The sequence below is a fragment of the Halomarinibacterium sedimenti genome (assembly GCF_019312585.1).
GTDB lineage: Bacteria > Bacteroidota > Bacteroidia > Flavobacteriales > Flavobacteriaceae > Halomarinibacterium > Halomarinibacterium sedimenti.
Genome location: NZ_JAHWDP010000002.1, coordinates 233,525 through 249,633, shown reverse-complemented (window position 1 = coordinate 249,633; position 16,109 = coordinate 233,525). Strand labels below are relative to the sequence as shown.

At 35.7% G+C, this 16,109-nt stretch carries 18 protein-coding genes; 13 read left to right on the top strand and 5 right to left on the bottom strand.

Annotated elements, in window-relative coordinates; all coding sequences use genetic code 11:
- Positions 1–3: 3 nt before the first annotated feature.
- On the bottom strand, positions 4–1,755 hold the full coding sequence (locus tag KXJ69_RS05760) for an ABC transporter ATP-binding protein (RefSeq protein WP_219052021.1): 1,752 nt from the start codon (positions 1,753–1,755) through the stop codon (positions 4–6).
- A 104-nt stretch (positions 1,756–1,859) separates the two neighbouring features.
- On the opposite strand from KXJ69_RS05760, the gene KXJ69_RS05755 reads away from it, so the two are divergent.
- From KXJ69_RS05755 to yajC, 4 genes are all read left to right on the top strand, one after another.
- Positions 1,860–2,957: a Glu/Leu/Phe/Val family dehydrogenase gene (locus tag KXJ69_RS05755; RefSeq protein WP_219052020.1), complete on the top strand. Its 1,098-nt coding sequence runs from the start codon at positions 1,860–1,862 to the stop codon at positions 2,955–2,957.
- An 81-nt stretch (positions 2,958–3,038) separates the two neighbouring features.
- Complete coding sequence (nusB, locus tag KXJ69_RS05750) at positions 3,039–3,983, top strand: transcription antitermination factor NusB (protein ID WP_219052019.1); 945 nt, start codon at positions 3,039–3,041, stop codon at positions 3,981–3,983.
- Between the two features lie 68 nt (positions 3,984–4,051).
- The gene (locus tag KXJ69_RS05745; RefSeq protein WP_219052018.1) at positions 4,052–4,531 is read left to right on the top strand and encodes a DUF1573 domain-containing protein; all 480 of its coding nucleotides are present in this window, start codon (positions 4,052–4,054) and stop codon (positions 4,529–4,531) included.
- Positions 4,532–4,549: 18 nt separating this feature from the next.
- Positions 4,550–4,831, top strand: a complete 282-nt coding sequence (gene yajC / locus KXJ69_RS05740; protein WP_219052017.1) for a preprotein translocase subunit YajC — start codon at positions 4,550–4,552, stop codon at positions 4,829–4,831.
- 68 nt (positions 4,832–4,899) lie between these two features.
- Here yajC and pepT read toward each other — a convergent pair whose 3' ends face one another.
- Complete coding sequence (pepT, locus tag KXJ69_RS05735; protein ID WP_219052016.1) at positions 4,900–6,135, bottom strand: peptidase T; 1,236 nt, start codon at positions 6,133–6,135, stop codon at positions 4,900–4,902.
- A gap of 86 nt (positions 6,136–6,221) precedes the next feature.
- On the opposite strand from pepT, the gene KXJ69_RS05730 reads away from it, so the two are divergent.
- The 9 genes from KXJ69_RS05730 (at position 6,222) to guaB (ending at position 14,731) form a co-directional block, all read left to right on the top strand.
- Entirely contained in the window at positions 6,222–7,235 is a 1,014-nt protein-coding gene (locus tag KXJ69_RS05730; RefSeq protein ID WP_219052015.1) for a quinone-dependent dihydroorotate dehydrogenase, read from the top strand.
- A gap of 1 nt (position 7,236) precedes the next feature.
- Positions 7,237–7,851 (top strand): LysE family translocator, encoded by a 615-nt coding sequence (locus KXJ69_RS05725; protein WP_219052014.1) that lies wholly within the window; start codon positions 7,237–7,239, stop codon positions 7,849–7,851.
- 65 nt (positions 7,852–7,916) lie between these two features.
- A complete protein-coding gene (locus KXJ69_RS05720) occupies positions 7,917–8,780 on the top strand; it encodes a hydroxymethylglutaryl-CoA lyase (RefSeq protein ID WP_219052013.1) in 864 nt (287 codons plus the stop codon).
- On the top strand, positions 8,780–10,321 hold the full coding sequence (locus KXJ69_RS05715) for a bifunctional metallophosphatase/5'-nucleotidase (protein ID WP_255571222.1): 1,542 nt from the start codon (positions 8,780–8,782) through the stop codon (positions 10,319–10,321). The genes KXJ69_RS05720 and KXJ69_RS05715 overlap by 1 nt, the downstream gene beginning before the upstream one ends.
- Positions 10,318–10,794 (top strand): heme-binding domain-containing protein, encoded by a 477-nt coding sequence (locus tag KXJ69_RS05710; RefSeq protein WP_219052012.1) that lies wholly within the window; start codon positions 10,318–10,320, stop codon positions 10,792–10,794. Before KXJ69_RS05715 ends, KXJ69_RS05710 begins: the two co-directional genes overlap by 4 nt.
- A 123-nt stretch (positions 10,795–10,917) precedes the next feature.
- Positions 10,918–12,093 carry a porin gene (locus KXJ69_RS05705; protein WP_219052011.1) on the top strand — a complete coding sequence of 392 codons (1,176 nt, stop codon included), beginning with the start codon at positions 10,918–10,920 and terminating at the stop codon, positions 12,091–12,093.
- 68 nt (positions 12,094–12,161) lie between these two features.
- On the top strand, positions 12,162–12,692 hold the full coding sequence (locus KXJ69_RS05700) for an FMN-binding protein (protein WP_219052010.1): 531 nt from the start codon (positions 12,162–12,164) through the stop codon (positions 12,690–12,692).
- The gene (locus KXJ69_RS05695) at positions 12,692–13,180 is read left to right on the top strand and encodes an Aq_1264-related membrane protein (protein ID WP_219052009.1); all 489 of its coding nucleotides are present in this window, start codon (positions 12,692–12,694) and stop codon (positions 13,178–13,180) included. Before KXJ69_RS05700 ends, KXJ69_RS05695 begins: the two co-directional genes overlap by 1 nt.
- A 78-nt stretch (positions 13,181–13,258) precedes the next feature.
- Positions 13,259–14,731: an IMP dehydrogenase gene (guaB, locus tag KXJ69_RS05690; protein WP_219052008.1), complete on the top strand. Its 1,473-nt coding sequence runs from the start codon at positions 13,259–13,261 to the stop codon at positions 14,729–14,731.
- Between the two features lie 50 nt (positions 14,732–14,781).
- Here the strand turns inward: guaB and KXJ69_RS05685 are convergent, their stop codons facing one another.
- The 3 genes from KXJ69_RS05685 to KXJ69_RS05675 form a co-directional block, all read right to left on the bottom strand.
- The gene (locus tag KXJ69_RS05685) at positions 14,782–15,291 is read right to left on the bottom strand and encodes an OmpH/Skp family outer membrane protein (RefSeq protein WP_255571275.1); all 510 of its coding nucleotides are present in this window, start codon (positions 15,289–15,291) and stop codon (positions 14,782–14,784) included.
- A 79-nt stretch (positions 15,292–15,370) separates the two neighbouring features.
- Positions 15,371–15,610 carry a hypothetical protein gene (locus KXJ69_RS05680; protein ID WP_219052006.1) on the bottom strand — a complete coding sequence of 80 codons (240 nt, stop codon included), beginning with the start codon at positions 15,608–15,610 and terminating at the stop codon, positions 15,371–15,373.
- 3 nt (positions 15,611–15,613) lie between these two features.
- The gene (locus KXJ69_RS05675) at positions 15,614–16,066 is read right to left on the bottom strand and encodes an SRPBCC family protein (RefSeq protein WP_219052005.1); all 453 of its coding nucleotides are present in this window, start codon (positions 16,064–16,066) and stop codon (positions 15,614–15,616) included.
- Between the last annotated feature and the right edge of the window lie 43 nt (positions 16,067–16,109).

The following is a 16,109-nucleotide window of genomic DNA, read 5'->3' as shown; positions in this document are numbered from 1 at the left end:
AGATTACATTTCTTTTTCCAAAAGTTGCTTATGGTACAACTCTTTATAATAACCTTCTGTGTTTAAAAGCTCTGTATGAGTGCCTTGCTGAATGATATTCCCATTTTCAAGTACCAGAATCGTATCTGCATTTTTTACTGAAGACAATCGATGGCTAACAATAAGTGTGGTTTTATCTTCCGAAACCTTTTGAAAGTTTTGCAGAATCTCTTCTTCAGTTTCTGTATCTACCGCACTTAGACAATCATCAAAAAGCAAAATTTTAGGCTCTTTTATAATGGCTCGTGCAATAGAAACACGTTGTTTTTGTCCTCCGCTCAAGGTAATACCTCGTTCCCCTAAAACCGTTTCGTATTTATTTTGGAATTCATCTATATTTCTATGCACAGCGGCATATTTTGCTGCTGCAATCACTTCTTCATCGGTTGCATCTGCCTTCCCAAATTTGATGTTATTTTTTATTGAATCGCTAAACAAAAAAGCATCTTGAGGCACATACCCAATAGCGCTGCGCAAATCTTTTAGATTTAAATCTTTCAAAATAATATCATCCACTTTTATGGATCCTTGCTGGACATCAAACAATCGACCAATGAGCTCAAGAATAGTAGATTTCCCTGAACCTGTATTGCCAATAATACCAATTGTTTCTCCTGGTTGAATGGTAAAAGATACATTTTTTAATGCTGTAATTTGAGTATCGGGATACGAAAAAGTGACGTTTTCAAAAGCAATTTTCCCTATAATTTCTGAAGGAGTATCGTTGTAATTTTTAATTTGTGGCTCTTCTTTTAAGAATTCATTGATGCGTTTTTGTGAAGCTTCGGCTTGTTGCACCATAGAAGATACCCAGCCCACTATAGCCACTGGCCAAGTAAGCATATTTACATAAATTAGGAATTCGACAATGGTTCCAAACTCTATTTCACCATTTATAAATTGATTTCCACCAACATAGATTACCAAAATGTTGCTTATTCCAATGAGCAATGCCATTACAGGGAAAAAGAGCGCTTGGACCTTGGTGAGGTCTATGTTTTTGTCCTTGCTAATATTGGATAATTCTACAAATTGAGCATTAGTGCGAGGTTCAATTCCGTACGCTTTTATCACAGAAATTCCACTAAAACTTTCCTGTGTAAATGTTGTGAGCTTAGATAAATACTGTTGTACGATGGAACTTCTTTTATGAATAGCAATACTTAACTTATAAATACCAATCGATAGAATAGGTAAAGGTGCTACAGCATAAAGTGTTAGAAGAGGCGCCGTATAAATCATATAGGAAAGCGCAACGATAAAAAGCGTGACGGTTGTCGTGCTATACATTAATGCAGGACCAGCATACATACGAACTTTAGAAACATCTTCACTTATGCGATTCATTAAATCACCAGTCCTATTCTGCTTGTAAAAGTTAAGTGAAAGTCTTTCGTACTGTTTAAAAACTTCATTTTTTAAGTCAAACTCTACATATCTTGAAACAACAATTATGGTTTGTCGCATCATAAAAGTAAATAATCCCGAGAGCAAAGCCGCCCCAATAATGATGAGAATATCCTCTAATAATTGAGATTTTAACACTTCATAAGTGATTTCATTCTTAAAATAAGATTGAATAGAATTTACAGAATCACCAATCTTCGAAGGTACCACAATTCTAAAGATGGTAGCAATGGCAGTAATGACAAGCCCAATAAGTAACCTACCTCGATATTTATAAAAGTATTTATTAAGAAAACGTAATTCCTTCATTCAGAAAGTGAAACTTATTAACAGATTGTCAATTTTAAGATATTTTTTTTGTGGGATATGTACCAAAAGGGTAATTTTGCCCGTTCTTTTTAACAAATTCGTAAATGATAACAGACATAGTAAGTCCAAAAGAATTAAAAAAAATTGCCCCAGTTTTTGGGCAACTCTCATTCGATAATCACGAACAAATTGTTTTTTGTAACGACAAAGATACAGGTTTAAAAGCAATAATTGGTATTCATAATACTGTTTTGGGACCTGCTTTGGGAGGGACTAGAATGTGGAAATATGACACTGAGTGGGATGCGTTAAATGATGTGTTGAGACTCTCTCGTGGGATGACCTATAAATCGGCAATCACAGGTCTTAATTTAGGTGGTGGAAAAGCAGTTATTTTAGGAGATGCTAAAACGCAGAAAACACCCGAATTAATGCTTCGTTTTGGTGAGTTTGTTCATTCTTTGGGCGGACGTTATATCACTGCAGAAGATGTGGGGATGGCAACAAGCGATATGGATTTGGTTAGAACGGTAACGCCTTACGTAACAGGTATTTCTGAAGATAAGGGAGGCGCTGGAAACCCGTCGCCAATAACCGCTTACGGAGTTTTTATGGGAATGAAAGCCGCTGCAAAATTTGCCTACGGAAGTGATATCTTAGAAGATAAAAAAGTATTTGTTCAAGGGATTGGAAATGTTGGGGAAGCATTGGTTGAGCATTTATCCAACGAAGGTGCCAATGTATTTATTACAGATATAAGTCGAGAACGTTTAGAAAATGTTCGAGATAAATATCACGCTACCATTTATGAAGGTGATAATTTGTACGGCGAAGAAATGGATATTTATGCTCCATGTGCTTTGGGAGCTACCATTAACGACGATACCATTGATCAATTAAAGGCTAAAATTATTGCGGGTGCTGCTAACAATCAGTTAGCCGAAGAACAAAAACACGGAAAAATGCTTCGTGATAAAGGAATTGTATATGCACCGGACTTCTTAATTAATGCAGGCGGTATTATAAATGTTTATGCAGAATTGGAAAATTACGGAAAGCAAGAGATTATTCGTAAAACTGAAAATATATACAATACAACGCTTGAGATATTAACTAAAGCACAAGCTAAAAATATAACTACGTTTAATGCAGCTTTCGAAATTGCGCAAGCAAGAATCGATGCTCGTAAAAATGAAAAGTAATTATAAAGATTAATACCTATATTTGCAACGCACAAGATTTTCCTTGTGCGTTGTTTGTTTTACACTAAAGTTCTTTAAAATATGCTTACAAGAAGACATATAAGAGTAAAAGTTTTGCAGTCGTTATATGCGTTTTACCAATCTGATGAACAAGATCTTGATAAGCAAGAAAAATTCCTTCACTTTAGCATTGCACAAATGCAAGATTTGCAGGCTTTAATGCTTCAGTTAATGGTTGCTCTTAGAGATCACGCAGACAAATTTCTTCAGAAATCACAAAAGAAACATTTAGCTACGCAAGTTGAAAAAAACCCAAGCCGTGCTTTTATTGATAATAAAGTAATCGGAATGATTTCCGAAAACAGTAATCTTTCAGAATACCTAAAAAATAAGAAGCTTAATTACTGGAATCTAGACGACGAGTATGTTACTATTCTTTTTAATGAATTAAAGCAGCAAGATTGGTACGATAGTTATCTTCAAAAGGAAAATCCAAATTTTGCAGATGATAAGGAAATGGTCATTAGACTCTACAAGGAGGTTATTGCGCCCAACGAAAAATTATACGAATACCTTGAAGACAAACGATTAACATGGTTGGATGACTTTCCGTTAGTGAATACTTCTATTGTTAAAATGTTAAATAAACTGACCGAAAAAAGGGAGGCTTCTATTTTTAATCCACAAGTTTATAAGGATGAGGAGGACAAGGAATACAGTGTTCAACTTTTGAGAAAAGTGATTCTTAATGATGATAAACTTTCTAAAGAAGTAGACGGGAAAACGCCCAATTGGGATACCGAGCGAATCGCCGATATTGATTTAATTATTTTAAAAATGGGGATTGCAGAGTTTCTCTATTTCCCTTCCATGCCTATACGGGTAACCATTAATGAATATTTAGAAATTTCTAAGGAATATTCCACGCCAAAAAGCAGTTTCTTTATTAATGGAATTTTAGATAAATTGGTAAAGGAATTTTCTGATGCAGGAAAATTGAATAAAATTGGTCGTGGACTTACATAGAAGTAAAAAAATACCTATTTTAGCCACACTTTAAAAATGAATAAAATTTTAATTTAAAAATAAGTACTATGAAAAAAACCATTTTTCTATTAGCCTTAACCACCGTTTTTGCTTTTACTTCTTGTAAGGAAAATGCTGCGGACAAAGTAAGTGAAGAAAACGTCGCTGCAGCTGCAGAAAGAGACGCTGAATCTGGAAAATATCCAGTAATGACTTTCGCTGAAAGTTCATTCGATTTTGGAACAATTGACCAAGGAACCAATGTGGAACACCTTTTCACGTTTACAAACACAGGAGAATCTGACCTTGTAATTGTTGATGCAAAAGGAAGTTGTGGATGTACTGTTCCAGAATATTCTAAAACTCCAGTAGCTCCAGGAGCTCAGGGAGAGTTATTAGTAAAGTTTAATGGAAGCGGAAAAAACCAAGTAAGTAAAACAGTGACAATCACTACAAATACCGAAAAAGGAAAAGAAGTGCTTACTATTAAAGCTTTTGTAAATCCTAAAGAAGGAGCCGCTGCTGGATCTCCAATTAATGTACAATAATTCTTAGGAAACCTATTTATGGAACAATTACAGAGCTTTGCTCCTTTAATTTTAATGTTTTTGGTAGTGTATCTTTTTATGATACGTCCCCAAATGAAGCGTAGTAAACAAGAAAAACAGTTTGCTGCAGATCTTAAAAAAGGAGATAAAGTGGTCACTAAAAGTGGATTACACGGAAAAGTTTTGGAATTAAATGATGACGGAACTTGTATCATTGAATCTGGTGCCGGGAAAATGAAATTTGAACGCTCTGCCATTTCTATGGAATTGAGCAAAAAACAAAACGCTCCTGCCAAATAATAAATTTTAGATTAATAAAAAAAGCCTTCAGTTTTTCTGTAGGCTTTTTTTGTTATAAGTGGTTTTTACTATTTTTCTGCTACTAATTGTGCAATATTTACGATGACCTCAATGGCTTTTTGCATGCTTTCAACGGGAACATATTCAAACCTGCCATGAAAGTTGTGTCCCCCTGCAAAGATATTAGGGCAGGGAAGTCCCATATAACTCAATTGAGAACCATCGGTTCCACCACGAATAGGTTTAATAAGAGGCTTAATACCCGCTTTTTTCATGGCTTGTTCAGCAATATCTACAATATGCATAACAGGTTCTATTTTTTCGCGCATGTTGAAATATTGATCTTTAATTTCAACCGAAACCCTATCTGATCCATATTGAACATTTAGCTCGTCAGCTAACTTTTGCATCATTTCTTTGCGAGCTTCAAAATGCACTTTGTTGTGATCGCGTATAATATATTGAAGCCTAGTACAGTCTACTTCCCCTTTCATATTATGTAGGTGAAAAAAACCTTCACGACCTTCGGTATGTTCTGGCGTTTCTAGTCTAGGAAGGGAATTGATATAATCCATTGCGATGTACATACTATTGACCATTTTACCTTTGGCATACCCAGGATGAACAATCTTTCCTTGTATAGTCACCACCGCACCAGCGGCATTAAAGTTCTCATACTCTAATTCACCAACTTGACTTCCGTCCATGGTGTAGGCCCAATCGGCGTCAAACTTCTTGACATCAAATTTATGAGCTCCTCGTCCAATTTCTTCATCTGGGGTAAAACCAACACGTATCTGCCCGTGTTTTATTTCGGGATGCTTTAGTAAATATTCCATTGCCGAAATAATTTCTGCAATTCCAGCTTTATCATCGGCCCCCAAAAGCGTAGTGCCGTCTGTTGTAATTAACGTTTGCCCTTTGTACATCAATAAATCATCGAAATCTTTTGGAGAAAGAATAATATTTTCATCCTTATTTAAAACGATATCTCCTCCATCATAATCTTCAACAACTTGAGGCTTTACATTAGCTCCCGTAAAATCCGGTGAAGTGTCGTAATGCGAGATAAATCCAATGGTTGGAACTAAAGCATCTACATTACCTGGAAGCGTTGCCATCACGTACCCATTTGTATCGATGGTTACTTCGGACATTCCAATTTCAATCAATTCTTTTACCAGCGCATTGGCCAAAACCCATTGCTTAGCTGTACTGGGAGTAGTATCCGAAGTGGGGTCACTTTCGGTGTCGATGGTAACGTAGCTTGTAAATCTTTTGATGAGATCGTATTTTGTAATCATGAGATTGTAATTTCTTCACAAATTAACGGAATAACCCTCTAAAAAATAAGTGTTTTAATAGTATTTTTGTAATAGATTAAAAGCCTATGTATAAATTCCTACTTCGTCCTTTTCTCTTCTTGTTTGACCCTGAGGCAGTGCATCACTTTACGTTTAAATTAATTCGCCTTTCTCACAGTATTGGACTTGGGGGTGTTTTTAGAAACTGTTATAACGTAAAAAATAAAAAATTGGAAAGGGAGTTATTTGGGTTAACTTTTCCAAATCCAGTGGGACTTGCAGCAGGCTTCGATAAAGACGCCAAATTATATAAGGAACTCTCCAATTTCGGTTTTGGTTTTATAGAAATAGGAACTGTAACCCCCAAACCCCAAGACGGAAACCCAAAAAAAAGACTTTTCAGATTAAAGAGCGATAGCGCTATCATCAATCGTATGGGTTTTAATAATGGTGGTGTAGCTGCAGCCGTAGAAAAATTGAAAAAAAACAAAGGTGTTTTAATAGGAGGAAATATTGGAAAAAATAAAGTGACACCCAATGAAGAGGCTGTAAATGATTATTTGATTTGTTTTGAAAGTCTATTCCATTATGTGGATTATTTTGTAGTAAATGTAAGTTCACCCAATACTCCTAATTTAAGAGCGCTTCAGGATAAAGAACCCCTCACTAACTTATTAAACACATTAAAAACTGAAAACTCAAAAAAAGATAATCCAAAGCCTATTCTTTTAAAAATTGCCCCAGATTTAACCAATTCGCAATTGATGGATATTATCGACATCGTTGCTGAAACTAAAATTGATGGTGTTATAGCCACCAATACAACCATTTCTCGCGAGGGATTGACTTCAGAAAATAAAAAAGAGGTGGGAGGTTTAAGTGGAAAACCATTAGGAAAAAAAGCAACAGAAGTGATTCGTTTTCTTTCTGAAAAAAGCAATAATGCTTTTCCAATTATTGGTGTAGGAGGAATTCACACTGTAGAAGATGCCATGGAAAAATTGGATGCGGGAGCAAGTTTAATTCAGTTGTACACTGGATTTATTTATGAAGGCCCAGTACTTGTAAAAAAAATAAACAAAGCAATCTTAAAAAGATAGTATGTGGGAGCAACTCCTTTCTTTTTCTTTTTTTACGATGCTTTTGGCACTCTCCCCAGGACCCGATAATATTTTTGTCCTTACCCAGTCTTTGGTTAACGGTTCAAAAAAAGGGATCGCTACAACAGCAGGGCTTATTTCTGGTTGTATCGTTCACACGACCTTTTTAGCATTTGGAGTTTCGGTAATCATTGCAGCTTCTCCAACGGCTATTTTAGTTATTAAAATCATTGGAGCAGTCTATCTTTTGTATTTGGCAATTAAGGTTTTCCGAAGTGATGACCATATTGATTTATCTCAAAATGTTTCTTCAAAAAGCAATTGGGAACTCTTTAAAATTGGGGTGATTATGAATTTGGTAAACCCTAAAGTGCTACTGTTCTTTTTGGCTTTTTTTCCATCTTTTTTATGGAATCCAGATGATGATACTGTGTTGCAATTTTATGTTTTGGGAATAGTCTTTATGATGGTTTCCTTTATCATTTTTAGTAGTATTGCTCTCTTGGCTGGGGGTATTTCTTCATTTATTCTGAAACATAAAAAGGCTGGGTTTTATCTAAAATGGCTTCAAATTTTTGTGTTTTTAGGAATTGCAGTTTTTATTCTTTTTGCATAAATTTTTCAGAATATTTTAAAGCGTAAAAAGCTAGTGCATCCTTCGGAATTTATATCTTTACAGTAATGCAAAAAGTTAAGATTATAGAATGCCCCAGAGATGCTATGCAGGGTATAAAAAATTGGATTCCTACCGAAAAGAAAATCCAGTACATCCAATCATTATTAAACTGTGGTTTTGATACCATTGACTTTGGCAGTTTTGTTTCCCCTAAGGCAATTCCACAAATGCAGGACACTGCCGATGTACTTCGAGGTTTAAATCTTTCAAATACACAAAGTAAATTATTAGCAATCGTCGCCAATCTTCGCGGGGCCGAAGCGGCTGTTCAGTTTCCTGAAATTCAGTATTTGGGTTATCCTTTCTCTATTTCAGAAAATTTTCAAATGCGTAATACGCATAAGACTATAGATCAATCTATTGAAGTACTTCAGGATATTTTAGAATTGGCTGAAAAAAATAACAAAGAAGTGGTAACCTATTTATCCATGGGCTTTGGGAATCCCTATGGGGATCCTTGGAATGTGGAAATTGTTGGTGATTGGGCCGAAAAATTAGCTGGAATGGGTGTGAAAATTCTATCACTAAGTGATACCGTAGGAACTTCTACACCAGAGGTAATCGATTATCTTTTTTCTAATTTAATTCCTAAATATCCTGAAATTGAGTTTGGAGCGCATTTGCATACAACTCCTACCAAATGGCATGAAAAAGTTGATGCAGCATTTAAAGCTGGTTGTCGTAGATTTGACGGAGCGATTCAGGGATTTGGAGGATGTCCTATGGCAAAAGACGAATTAACAGGTAATATGCCTACCGAAAAATTATTAAGTTATTTTACTGTAGAGAAAGTAAATTCAAATTTAAACCCGATGGCTTTTGAAAGCGCCTATAACGAAGCCTCGAAAATATTTCTAAACTACCATTAATGATGAAAAAATATTTTGCAATTCTATGTACACTTTTATTAATTGTCTCTTGTAAAACTACCGATCGCGTTAAAAAAGTTAAAAAAGATGATGGGATTATAACTTTCAAATTTGTGCAACTAAACGATGTCTATGAAATTGCTCCTATGGGTGATGGAAAGTATGGCGGAATGGCACGTGTGGCCCATGTGGTGGATTCTATTAAAAAAGTAGAGCCTAATACCTACCTGTTTATGGCGGGGGATTTTTTAAACCCATCGCTGTTGGGGACCATTAAATACAACGGTGAACGTATTTATGGAAAACAAATGATTGAAGTAATGAATGCCATGGATTTTGAATTAGTGACTTTTGGAAATCATGAATTTGATATTAGTGAAGAAGCGCTACAACAGCGGTTGAATGAATCTAACTTTTATTGGACCTCGGCAAATGTGTTTCAGCAATTGGAAGATGGACCACGTTCCTTTCATTTTGAAAGAGGAGGAGATACCATTTACATTCCAGAAACCTATACAATCAATATGATGGATGCAGATAGCACTAAAGTTGAAGTAGGATTTTTTAGTGTGACTTTGCCATCAAATCCACGGGACTATGTGTATTATAGTGATGTGATGTTAGAAGCAGGGAGTGCTTATAGTGCGCTTCAGTCTCAACAGGTGGATATCATAATGGGACTAACACATGTAGAAATTTCTGAAGATATTGAGATAGCCAAAAAGTTCGCAGACATCTCATTTATCATGGGTGGTCATGAACACAATAATATGCTTAAAGAAGTAGGAAATACTAAAATTGCAAAAGCGGATGCGAATGCAAAAACCATCTACATTCATACATTCACCTTTAATAAAAATGATAACTATTTAAAGATAGATTCCAAACTATTCCCCATTGACGATAAAATTGCTGAAAAACCCTCTGTTAAAGCCATAGTCGATAAATGGAATACAATTTTAACAACCGAAATAAAGCAAGTAGTTGAAAGCCCTAATGAAGTAATTTATTACGCAAAACCACCACTCGATGGAACCGATAGCGCCAATAGGGGGATTCAAACTAATTTAGGGGATATCATTACACAGGCTATGGCATTGTCCTTTAAGGAATCTGTGGATGCTGCCTTGGTTAATGGGGGTTCAATTCGTATAGACGATATGCTCGAAGGCGATATTACTAGTTTGGACATTTTTAGGGTGTTACCCTTTGGAGGAAGTGTGCTTAAAGTTGATATTAAAGGGAGTCTTCTTAAAGAAGTTTTGGACTATGGAAAGGAATACGCCGGAACAGGTGCTTACTTACAGCGGTATAATATAAGGGAAGGGTCTCGTGGTGCTTGGCTTTTGGAAGGCAATTATATTGATGATGAAACCGTTTATAAAGTAGCTTTTAGTGACTTTTTACTAAAAGGGTATGATATTCCATTTTTAACACCCGAAAATGAAGGTGTTTTAAAAGTGTATGAGCCCACAAAAGAAGAGAATGCTCACGATATCAGAAAAGCCATAATTGTGTATCTTAAATCACTTAAAAAATGAAAAAGATTTTAAAATATTTTTTAATCCTCGCTCTACTAGCACTTGTGGTCATTCAATTTATACGTCCCGAAAAAAATTTAGGTGGCTATGAAAGTGTCGCCTTTTTTGAATCTGAAACAAAACCTTCACAAGAGGTACGAGGAATCTTAAAGAACAATTGTTATGATTGCCATAGCAACCACACAAACTACCCTTGGTATGCTGAAATCGCTCCGTTTTCCTTTTATTTAGATGATCACGTTAGACATGGTAAAGGGGAATTAAACTTTTCAGAATGGGAGAATTTTTCTGCAAAAAAGAAAGATCACAAATTGGAGGAAGTTTTCGAAGAAGTTGAAAAAGGGGAGATGCCACTAGATTCTTACACTTGGATACATGGAAATCTTTCAAAAGAAGATCAAAAATTACTACTGCAATGGGCACAATTAGCACGAATGCAGTATTCAAATCAAATAGAGGTTTCTGGTAAATAATTGCATTTCAATTCATTATTATTTTTATTTAAATTTATTCTAAATAAGCTTGCCAAATAATTTTTAGGATACTATTTTTGCGACTGAATAAACATCTATTTATAATCAGTCTAAATTAATATAATGAAAAAATTAGCCCTATTTATTTGTTTCCTTATTACAGGAATTATGTTTTCACAAACAGCTCAAGATTCAATTACTTTTAATCCTCAACAACAACTCAACGCAGCCCAAAGAATACTTTCTGGTAATTATGGGAAAGCCGTAACCGTAGGTGCTTATGGTGAGATGACCTATAATCAGCCTGAAGGTGACAATGGGGAATTAGATGTACAACGATTGGTGTTACTTTTTGGATACAAATTCAATGACAAAACCCAATTTGTAACGGAAGTAGAATTTGAACATGTAGAAGAAGTATTTATAGAACAAGCTTTTGTTAATTATGCTGTGGGAGATAACTTAAGTCTTCGTGGAGGACTTATGTTAGTACCTATGGGTATTGTAAACGAATTTCACGAACCTACTACCTTTAACGGTGTAGAGCGTCCAGAAGTAGATAATGTTATTGTACCAACCACTTGGCGTGAACTGGGGGTAGGGGTCACAGGAAGATTTCCAGATGCTTCTTTGAGTTATCAAGCCTATATTTTTAACGGTTTTAAATCGGTGACTACAAGTGGAGATGATGTGGTTGGATATCTTAACGGAAGTAGCGGTCTAAGAGGGGGTCGCCAAAAAGGAATTAAATCGACAGTGGATAGCCCTACATTTTCAGCAAAATTAGATTATTATGGCTTACCAGGACTACGTTTAGGACTTTCGGGTTACTTTGGAAAAACACAAGCACCAGATGATTTAGAAGAACTTGATGGAGCCAATGTTGGTATTTCTATGGTTGGAATCGATGCACGGTATGCTTTTCAAAAATTTACGGCAAGAGGACAATTTATCTATACAGCCCTAAGCGATACTGAAGACTACAACGCCTTAACTGGAAATAATTTAGGAAGCGCTTTAATGGGATACTATGCAGAAGCAGGTTACAATCTTTTACCTCTAACGGCTAAGCAAAAACTATTTGCTTTTGCTCGCTATGAAAATTATAACACCCACGCAGATACAGCGGGTAGTTTGGAAAGGAATGATGCTTATAATCGTACCGATATAACGACGGGATTAAGCTATCACATAGCTCCAGGGGTAGTCATAAAAGGCGACTATCAATTTAGAGATAACGATGCAGAAAATGCAGATGTAGATAACAGGTTAAACTTCGGAATAGGAGTTTGGTTTTAAGTTAGTTTGTTGAAAGCCTTTTGTATATACAGAAGGCTTTTTTTGATTTTATGTAATACCTTTGTACCATGCTCAAACAATTAATTATTTTAAGCTTTTTTAGTCTATTGTTGACCTCTTTTCTAGTGCCCGAAAAGGTTGAAAAAAAAGCAAACAAAGAGATTGAGAAATTCTTTGAAGTTGAAGAATTTTCAAAGGAGTATATTTCTATTTCGGACCAGGTTTCAGAAAAAATTCCAGCTTCATTTTCAGAAAATAATTTTTTCAGAATAAAAAAGGGCACCACATTATTAGGGTATGGCTATATTGGGAATGCCCCAAGTAAAACGGCAACTTTTGATTATTTAGTCTTATTTGATCAAGACTTTATAATTACAAAATCAAAAGTACTTATTTATAGAGAAGAATACGGTGGGGAAATAGGAAGCAAACGATGGTTAGAACAATTTGAAGGAAGCTCTTCAAAAACTCCAGAGTTAGAACTGGTGAAAGACATAATTCCAATCTCCGGTGCAACCATTTCTGCACAGTCCATGACCAAGGCCATCAATCAATTACTGGAAAGTATAAAAATACTGAAACAAGAAAACCATATTTAATGCAATTCCACGGACTCATCCACACCTTTCCCAAGTATATAAAAAACTTTATTGCTGCATTTGTGCTTGTCCTTAGTATTGGATATGGGTCGGGTTTATTGTTTGTAGGGCAAACTAATTCTCACCAGCCACAAGGGATGGAGGAAAATTATTTGGGGAACGAAGACCAAGAGGATGCCGAAGTGATGAAATTTAAAAAAGGAGAGCGCGAAATGCTCACCATTTTGCATACGCATATCCTGTCCATTTCCTTTATATTTTTTCTTTTGGGAGGTTTGGTAGCCATTACATCGTTACCAAAAAAACTAAAAGCTTTTTTAATGATTGAGCCTTTCTTTTCTATCATTATCACCTTTGGAGGTATATATTTGCTTTGGAATGGAATGCTTTGGATGAAATGGATTGTCATGCTTTCTGGAATTTTGATGACTGCCGTTTTTATTGTAAGTGTTATGGCTGTATTAATTCAGTTGTATAAAAGGAAATAAATCCAACATTTTATAGTATATTTGCACGCAATTAAATAGTAACCCCTTTCCGGTACTTCGGAATTAAATTTAATTGCTATGACTGCACACAATCACAAAATCTTAGGAGAAGGCTTAACTTACGACGATGTACTTTTAGTGCCTGCTTATTCCGAAGTTTTACCTCGAGAGGTTTCTATTAAAACCCAATTTTCTCGAAACATAACGCTAAATGTCCCTATTGTATCCGCTGCGATGGATACTGTGACCGAAAGTGCCATGGCAATAGCTATGGCTCGCGAAGGAGGTATAGGAGTTCTGCATAAAAACATGACCATCGAGCAGCAAGCTGCCGAGGTTCGAAAAGTGAAACGTGCAGAAAGTGGTATGATTCAAGATCCTGTCACACTAAAGAAGGATAATACTGTTGGAGATGCTCAAAACACTATGCGTGAATACAGTATAGGTGGAATTCCGATTATTGATGATAACCATAAATTAATTGGAATTGTCACCAACAGAGATTTGCGCTTTGAAAAGGATTTTAAGAGAAAATTAGAGGATATCATGACTTCTAAAAATTTGGTCACCGTAAAAAAGGGGACCTCTTTAAAAGAAGCCGAAATAATATTACAACAAAATAAGATTGAAAAACTACCAGTGGTTGAAGAAAATGGAACCTTGTTAGGTTTAATTACATTTCGTGATATTACCAAACTCACTCAAAAACCAATTGCCAACAAAGATGAATATGGGAGACTTCGTGTAGCAGCGGCTTTAGGAGTTACTCCAGATGTTGTTATGAGAGCAGAAGCTCTGGTACATGCACAAGTGGATGCCGTAATTGTTGATACAGCACATGGGCATACCAAAGGGGTGGTTTCAGTTTTAAAAGAATTAAAAGAAAAGTTTCCGAAATTGGATGTAGTTGTTGGTAATATTGCTACGGCCGAAGCTGCGAAGTATCTTGTGGAAGCGGGAGCCGATGCAGTAAAAGTGGGAATTGGACCAGGTTCTATTTGTACCACTAGGGTTGTGGCTGGAGTTGGTTTTCCTCAGTTTTCTGCTGTATTGGAAGTGGCCGCAGCCATAAAAGGAAGTGGTGTTCCTGTGATTGCAGATGGTGGAATTCGATATACGGGAGATATCCCAAAAGCGATTGCAGCAGGAGCCGACAGTGTCATGCTTGGTTCTCTTCTAGCCGGCACAAAAGAGTCACCTGGAGAAACAATTATTTTTGAAGGAAGAAAATTTAAATCGTATCGTGGTATGGGAAGTGTTGAAGCCATGAAACAAGGATCGAAAGATCGTTATTTCCAAGATGTAGAGGACGATATTAAAAAATTAGTGCCAGAAGGAATCGTTGGGCGAGTACCTTATAAAGGAGATTTAGTTGAAAGTATGACCCAGTTTATTGGCGGATTACGAGCTGGAATGGGCTATTGTGGCTCTAAGGATATCAAAACATTAAAGGAAACAGGGAGATTTGTAAAAATTACAGCTTCCGGAATTCATGAAAGCCACCCACACGACGTAACAATTACAAAGGAAGCACCTAATTATTCTAGATAAAAAAAGAGGTTCGTAAGGAACCTCTTTATAATTTATTTAAAATTGATTTTTTATTCTTCCTCTTTTATTTCAATCCCCATTTCTTTTAAGACTGCCAAGGTTAAATCAAATCGATTATCAACGTAAACTACACTGTCATCTCGAAGTAAAACTTGGGTGTATTCCCCAGCTGCAGCTACTTTTTCCAAGGCATTTCCTACTTTATCATACAATGGGCGCATATATTCTTCCTGTTTAATAAGAATAAGCTGATTTCCATTTTGTTGAAATTTTGCAATGTCATTCTCCATAGCCAACAAAGAATCCTGCTTCGTTTTTCTCTGATTAAGTGTATACGTTGTTTCGTTTTGTTTGTAAACGGCAACGCCATCCTTTAATGCTTTCATCTTTTTTTGTAAATCGGCCTCCAATCCTTTGGTGTAGGTTTGTACTTGAGTTTGCACGTTGGCCAATTCCGGCATTTTACTTAGTATAAAATCAATATCGATTGTACCGACTTTCGAGTTTTGGGAAAACCCTGTTACACATATAAATAGAGCTAATAATTTTAAATACTTCATCATTTTTGTTTTTATGGTAGGCAATATTACTACAATTTTAGAATAATTGAAATAATTTATCGTCTTGTTAACAAGAGTATTAGCTTTCTGTATACCGTTGTCCTCTGTGAGGTTTTAAGATAGCACGTAATGCGTCAACATCGTTAGGATAAACAATCATTATGGCAGTGTGGTGCATTTCTGATAAAATTTCGATTCCCGTGATAATATCTTTCAGCTTTTCTTTTAGGATAAATTCGTCCAAATGAATTTTATGATGTTCTGCTATTTTTTGTGCATTGGGACCTCTAAAATCCCAAATCATTTTTACTCGTTCCATATATTATTGAGCGACAGATTCTCCTTTTTCAGCAAAGTTTTTAAAATCATTTAAATACTTCATAGATTGCTTTTTGAAAGCACCTGGCATTAACCAACCCATAAGTTTCATTCCAAATCCTTGAAACTGAAATTCACTTTCGCTTACCCATTCAGTAGTATTTTCGTCTACAATATTAAAAAAGTTACGCTGTATGTTATGCACTCCTTTGGCATCGTAAGTGGTATGAAATTTATTTGGGAAATTATTTTCAATGACCGTTTCAATCATGGAGAGCTTTCTTTTTCCAATTTGGTAATCTAGTTTCATTTTTGCACCGGGTTGTCCTGGGGTACCGTCTTGTTGTTCATACGCTATAAGTCCTCGTTGCCAGTGCTTCATGTTTTCTGCGTTGTCCAATTTCTTTATAACTTCCTCTCTAGGTAAGTTAATGATGATTTTTGAGGTGTATTTCATAGTGGCATACTTTATGGGATACAATGTACAAAATTCATATATT

Bases quoted from the DNA above. Each gene is read 5' to 3' on its own strand.
- KXJ69_RS05760 (WP_219052021.1), bottom strand. From the start codon at position 1,755: ATGAAGGAATTACGTTTTCTTAATAAATACTTTTATAAATATCGAGGT.
- KXJ69_RS05755 (WP_219052020.1), top strand. From the start codon at position 1,860: ATGATAACAGACATAGTAAGTCCAAAAGAATTAAAAAAAATTGCCCCA.
- nusB (WP_219052019.1), top strand. From the start codon at position 3,039: ATGCTTACAAGAAGACATATAAGAGTAAAAGTTTTGCAGTCGTTATAT.
- KXJ69_RS05745 (WP_219052018.1), top strand. From the start codon at position 4,052: ATGAAAAAAACCATTTTTCTATTAGCCTTAACCACCGTTTTTGCTTTT.
- yajC (WP_219052017.1), top strand. From the start codon at position 4,550: ATGGAACAATTACAGAGCTTTGCTCCTTTAATTTTAATGTTTTTGGTA.
- pepT (WP_219052016.1), bottom strand. From the start codon at position 6,135: ATGATTACAAAATACGATCTCATCAAAAGATTTACAAGCTACGTTACC.
- KXJ69_RS05730 (WP_219052015.1), top strand. From the start codon at position 6,222: ATGTATAAATTCCTACTTCGTCCTTTTCTCTTCTTGTTTGACCCTGAG.
- KXJ69_RS05725 (WP_219052014.1), top strand. From the start codon at position 7,237: ATGTGGGAGCAACTCCTTTCTTTTTCTTTTTTTACGATGCTTTTGGCA.
- KXJ69_RS05720 (WP_219052013.1), top strand. From the start codon at position 7,917: ATGCAAAAAGTTAAGATTATAGAATGCCCCAGAGATGCTATGCAGGGT.
- KXJ69_RS05715 (WP_255571222.1), top strand. From the start codon at position 8,780: ATGATGAAAAAATATTTTGCAATTCTATGTACACTTTTATTAATTGTC.
- KXJ69_RS05710 (WP_219052012.1), top strand. From the start codon at position 10,318: ATGAAAAAGATTTTAAAATATTTTTTAATCCTCGCTCTACTAGCACTT.
- KXJ69_RS05705 (WP_219052011.1), top strand. From the start codon at position 10,918: ATGAAAAAATTAGCCCTATTTATTTGTTTCCTTATTACAGGAATTATG.
- KXJ69_RS05700 (WP_219052010.1), top strand. From the start codon at position 12,162: ATGCTCAAACAATTAATTATTTTAAGCTTTTTTAGTCTATTGTTGACC.
- KXJ69_RS05695 (WP_219052009.1), top strand. From the start codon at position 12,692: ATGCAATTCCACGGACTCATCCACACCTTTCCCAAGTATATAAAAAAC.
- guaB (WP_219052008.1), top strand. From the start codon at position 13,259: ATGACTGCACACAATCACAAAATCTTAGGAGAAGGCTTAACTTACGAC.
- KXJ69_RS05685 (WP_255571275.1), bottom strand. From the start codon at position 15,291: ATGAAGTATTTAAAATTATTAGCTCTATTTATATGTGTAACAGGGTTT.
- KXJ69_RS05680 (WP_219052006.1), bottom strand. From the start codon at position 15,610: ATGGAACGAGTAAAAATGATTTGGGATTTTAGAGGTCCCAATGCACAA.
- KXJ69_RS05675 (WP_219052005.1), bottom strand. From the start codon at position 16,066: ATGAAATACACCTCAAAAATCATCATTAACTTACCTAGAGAGGAAGTT.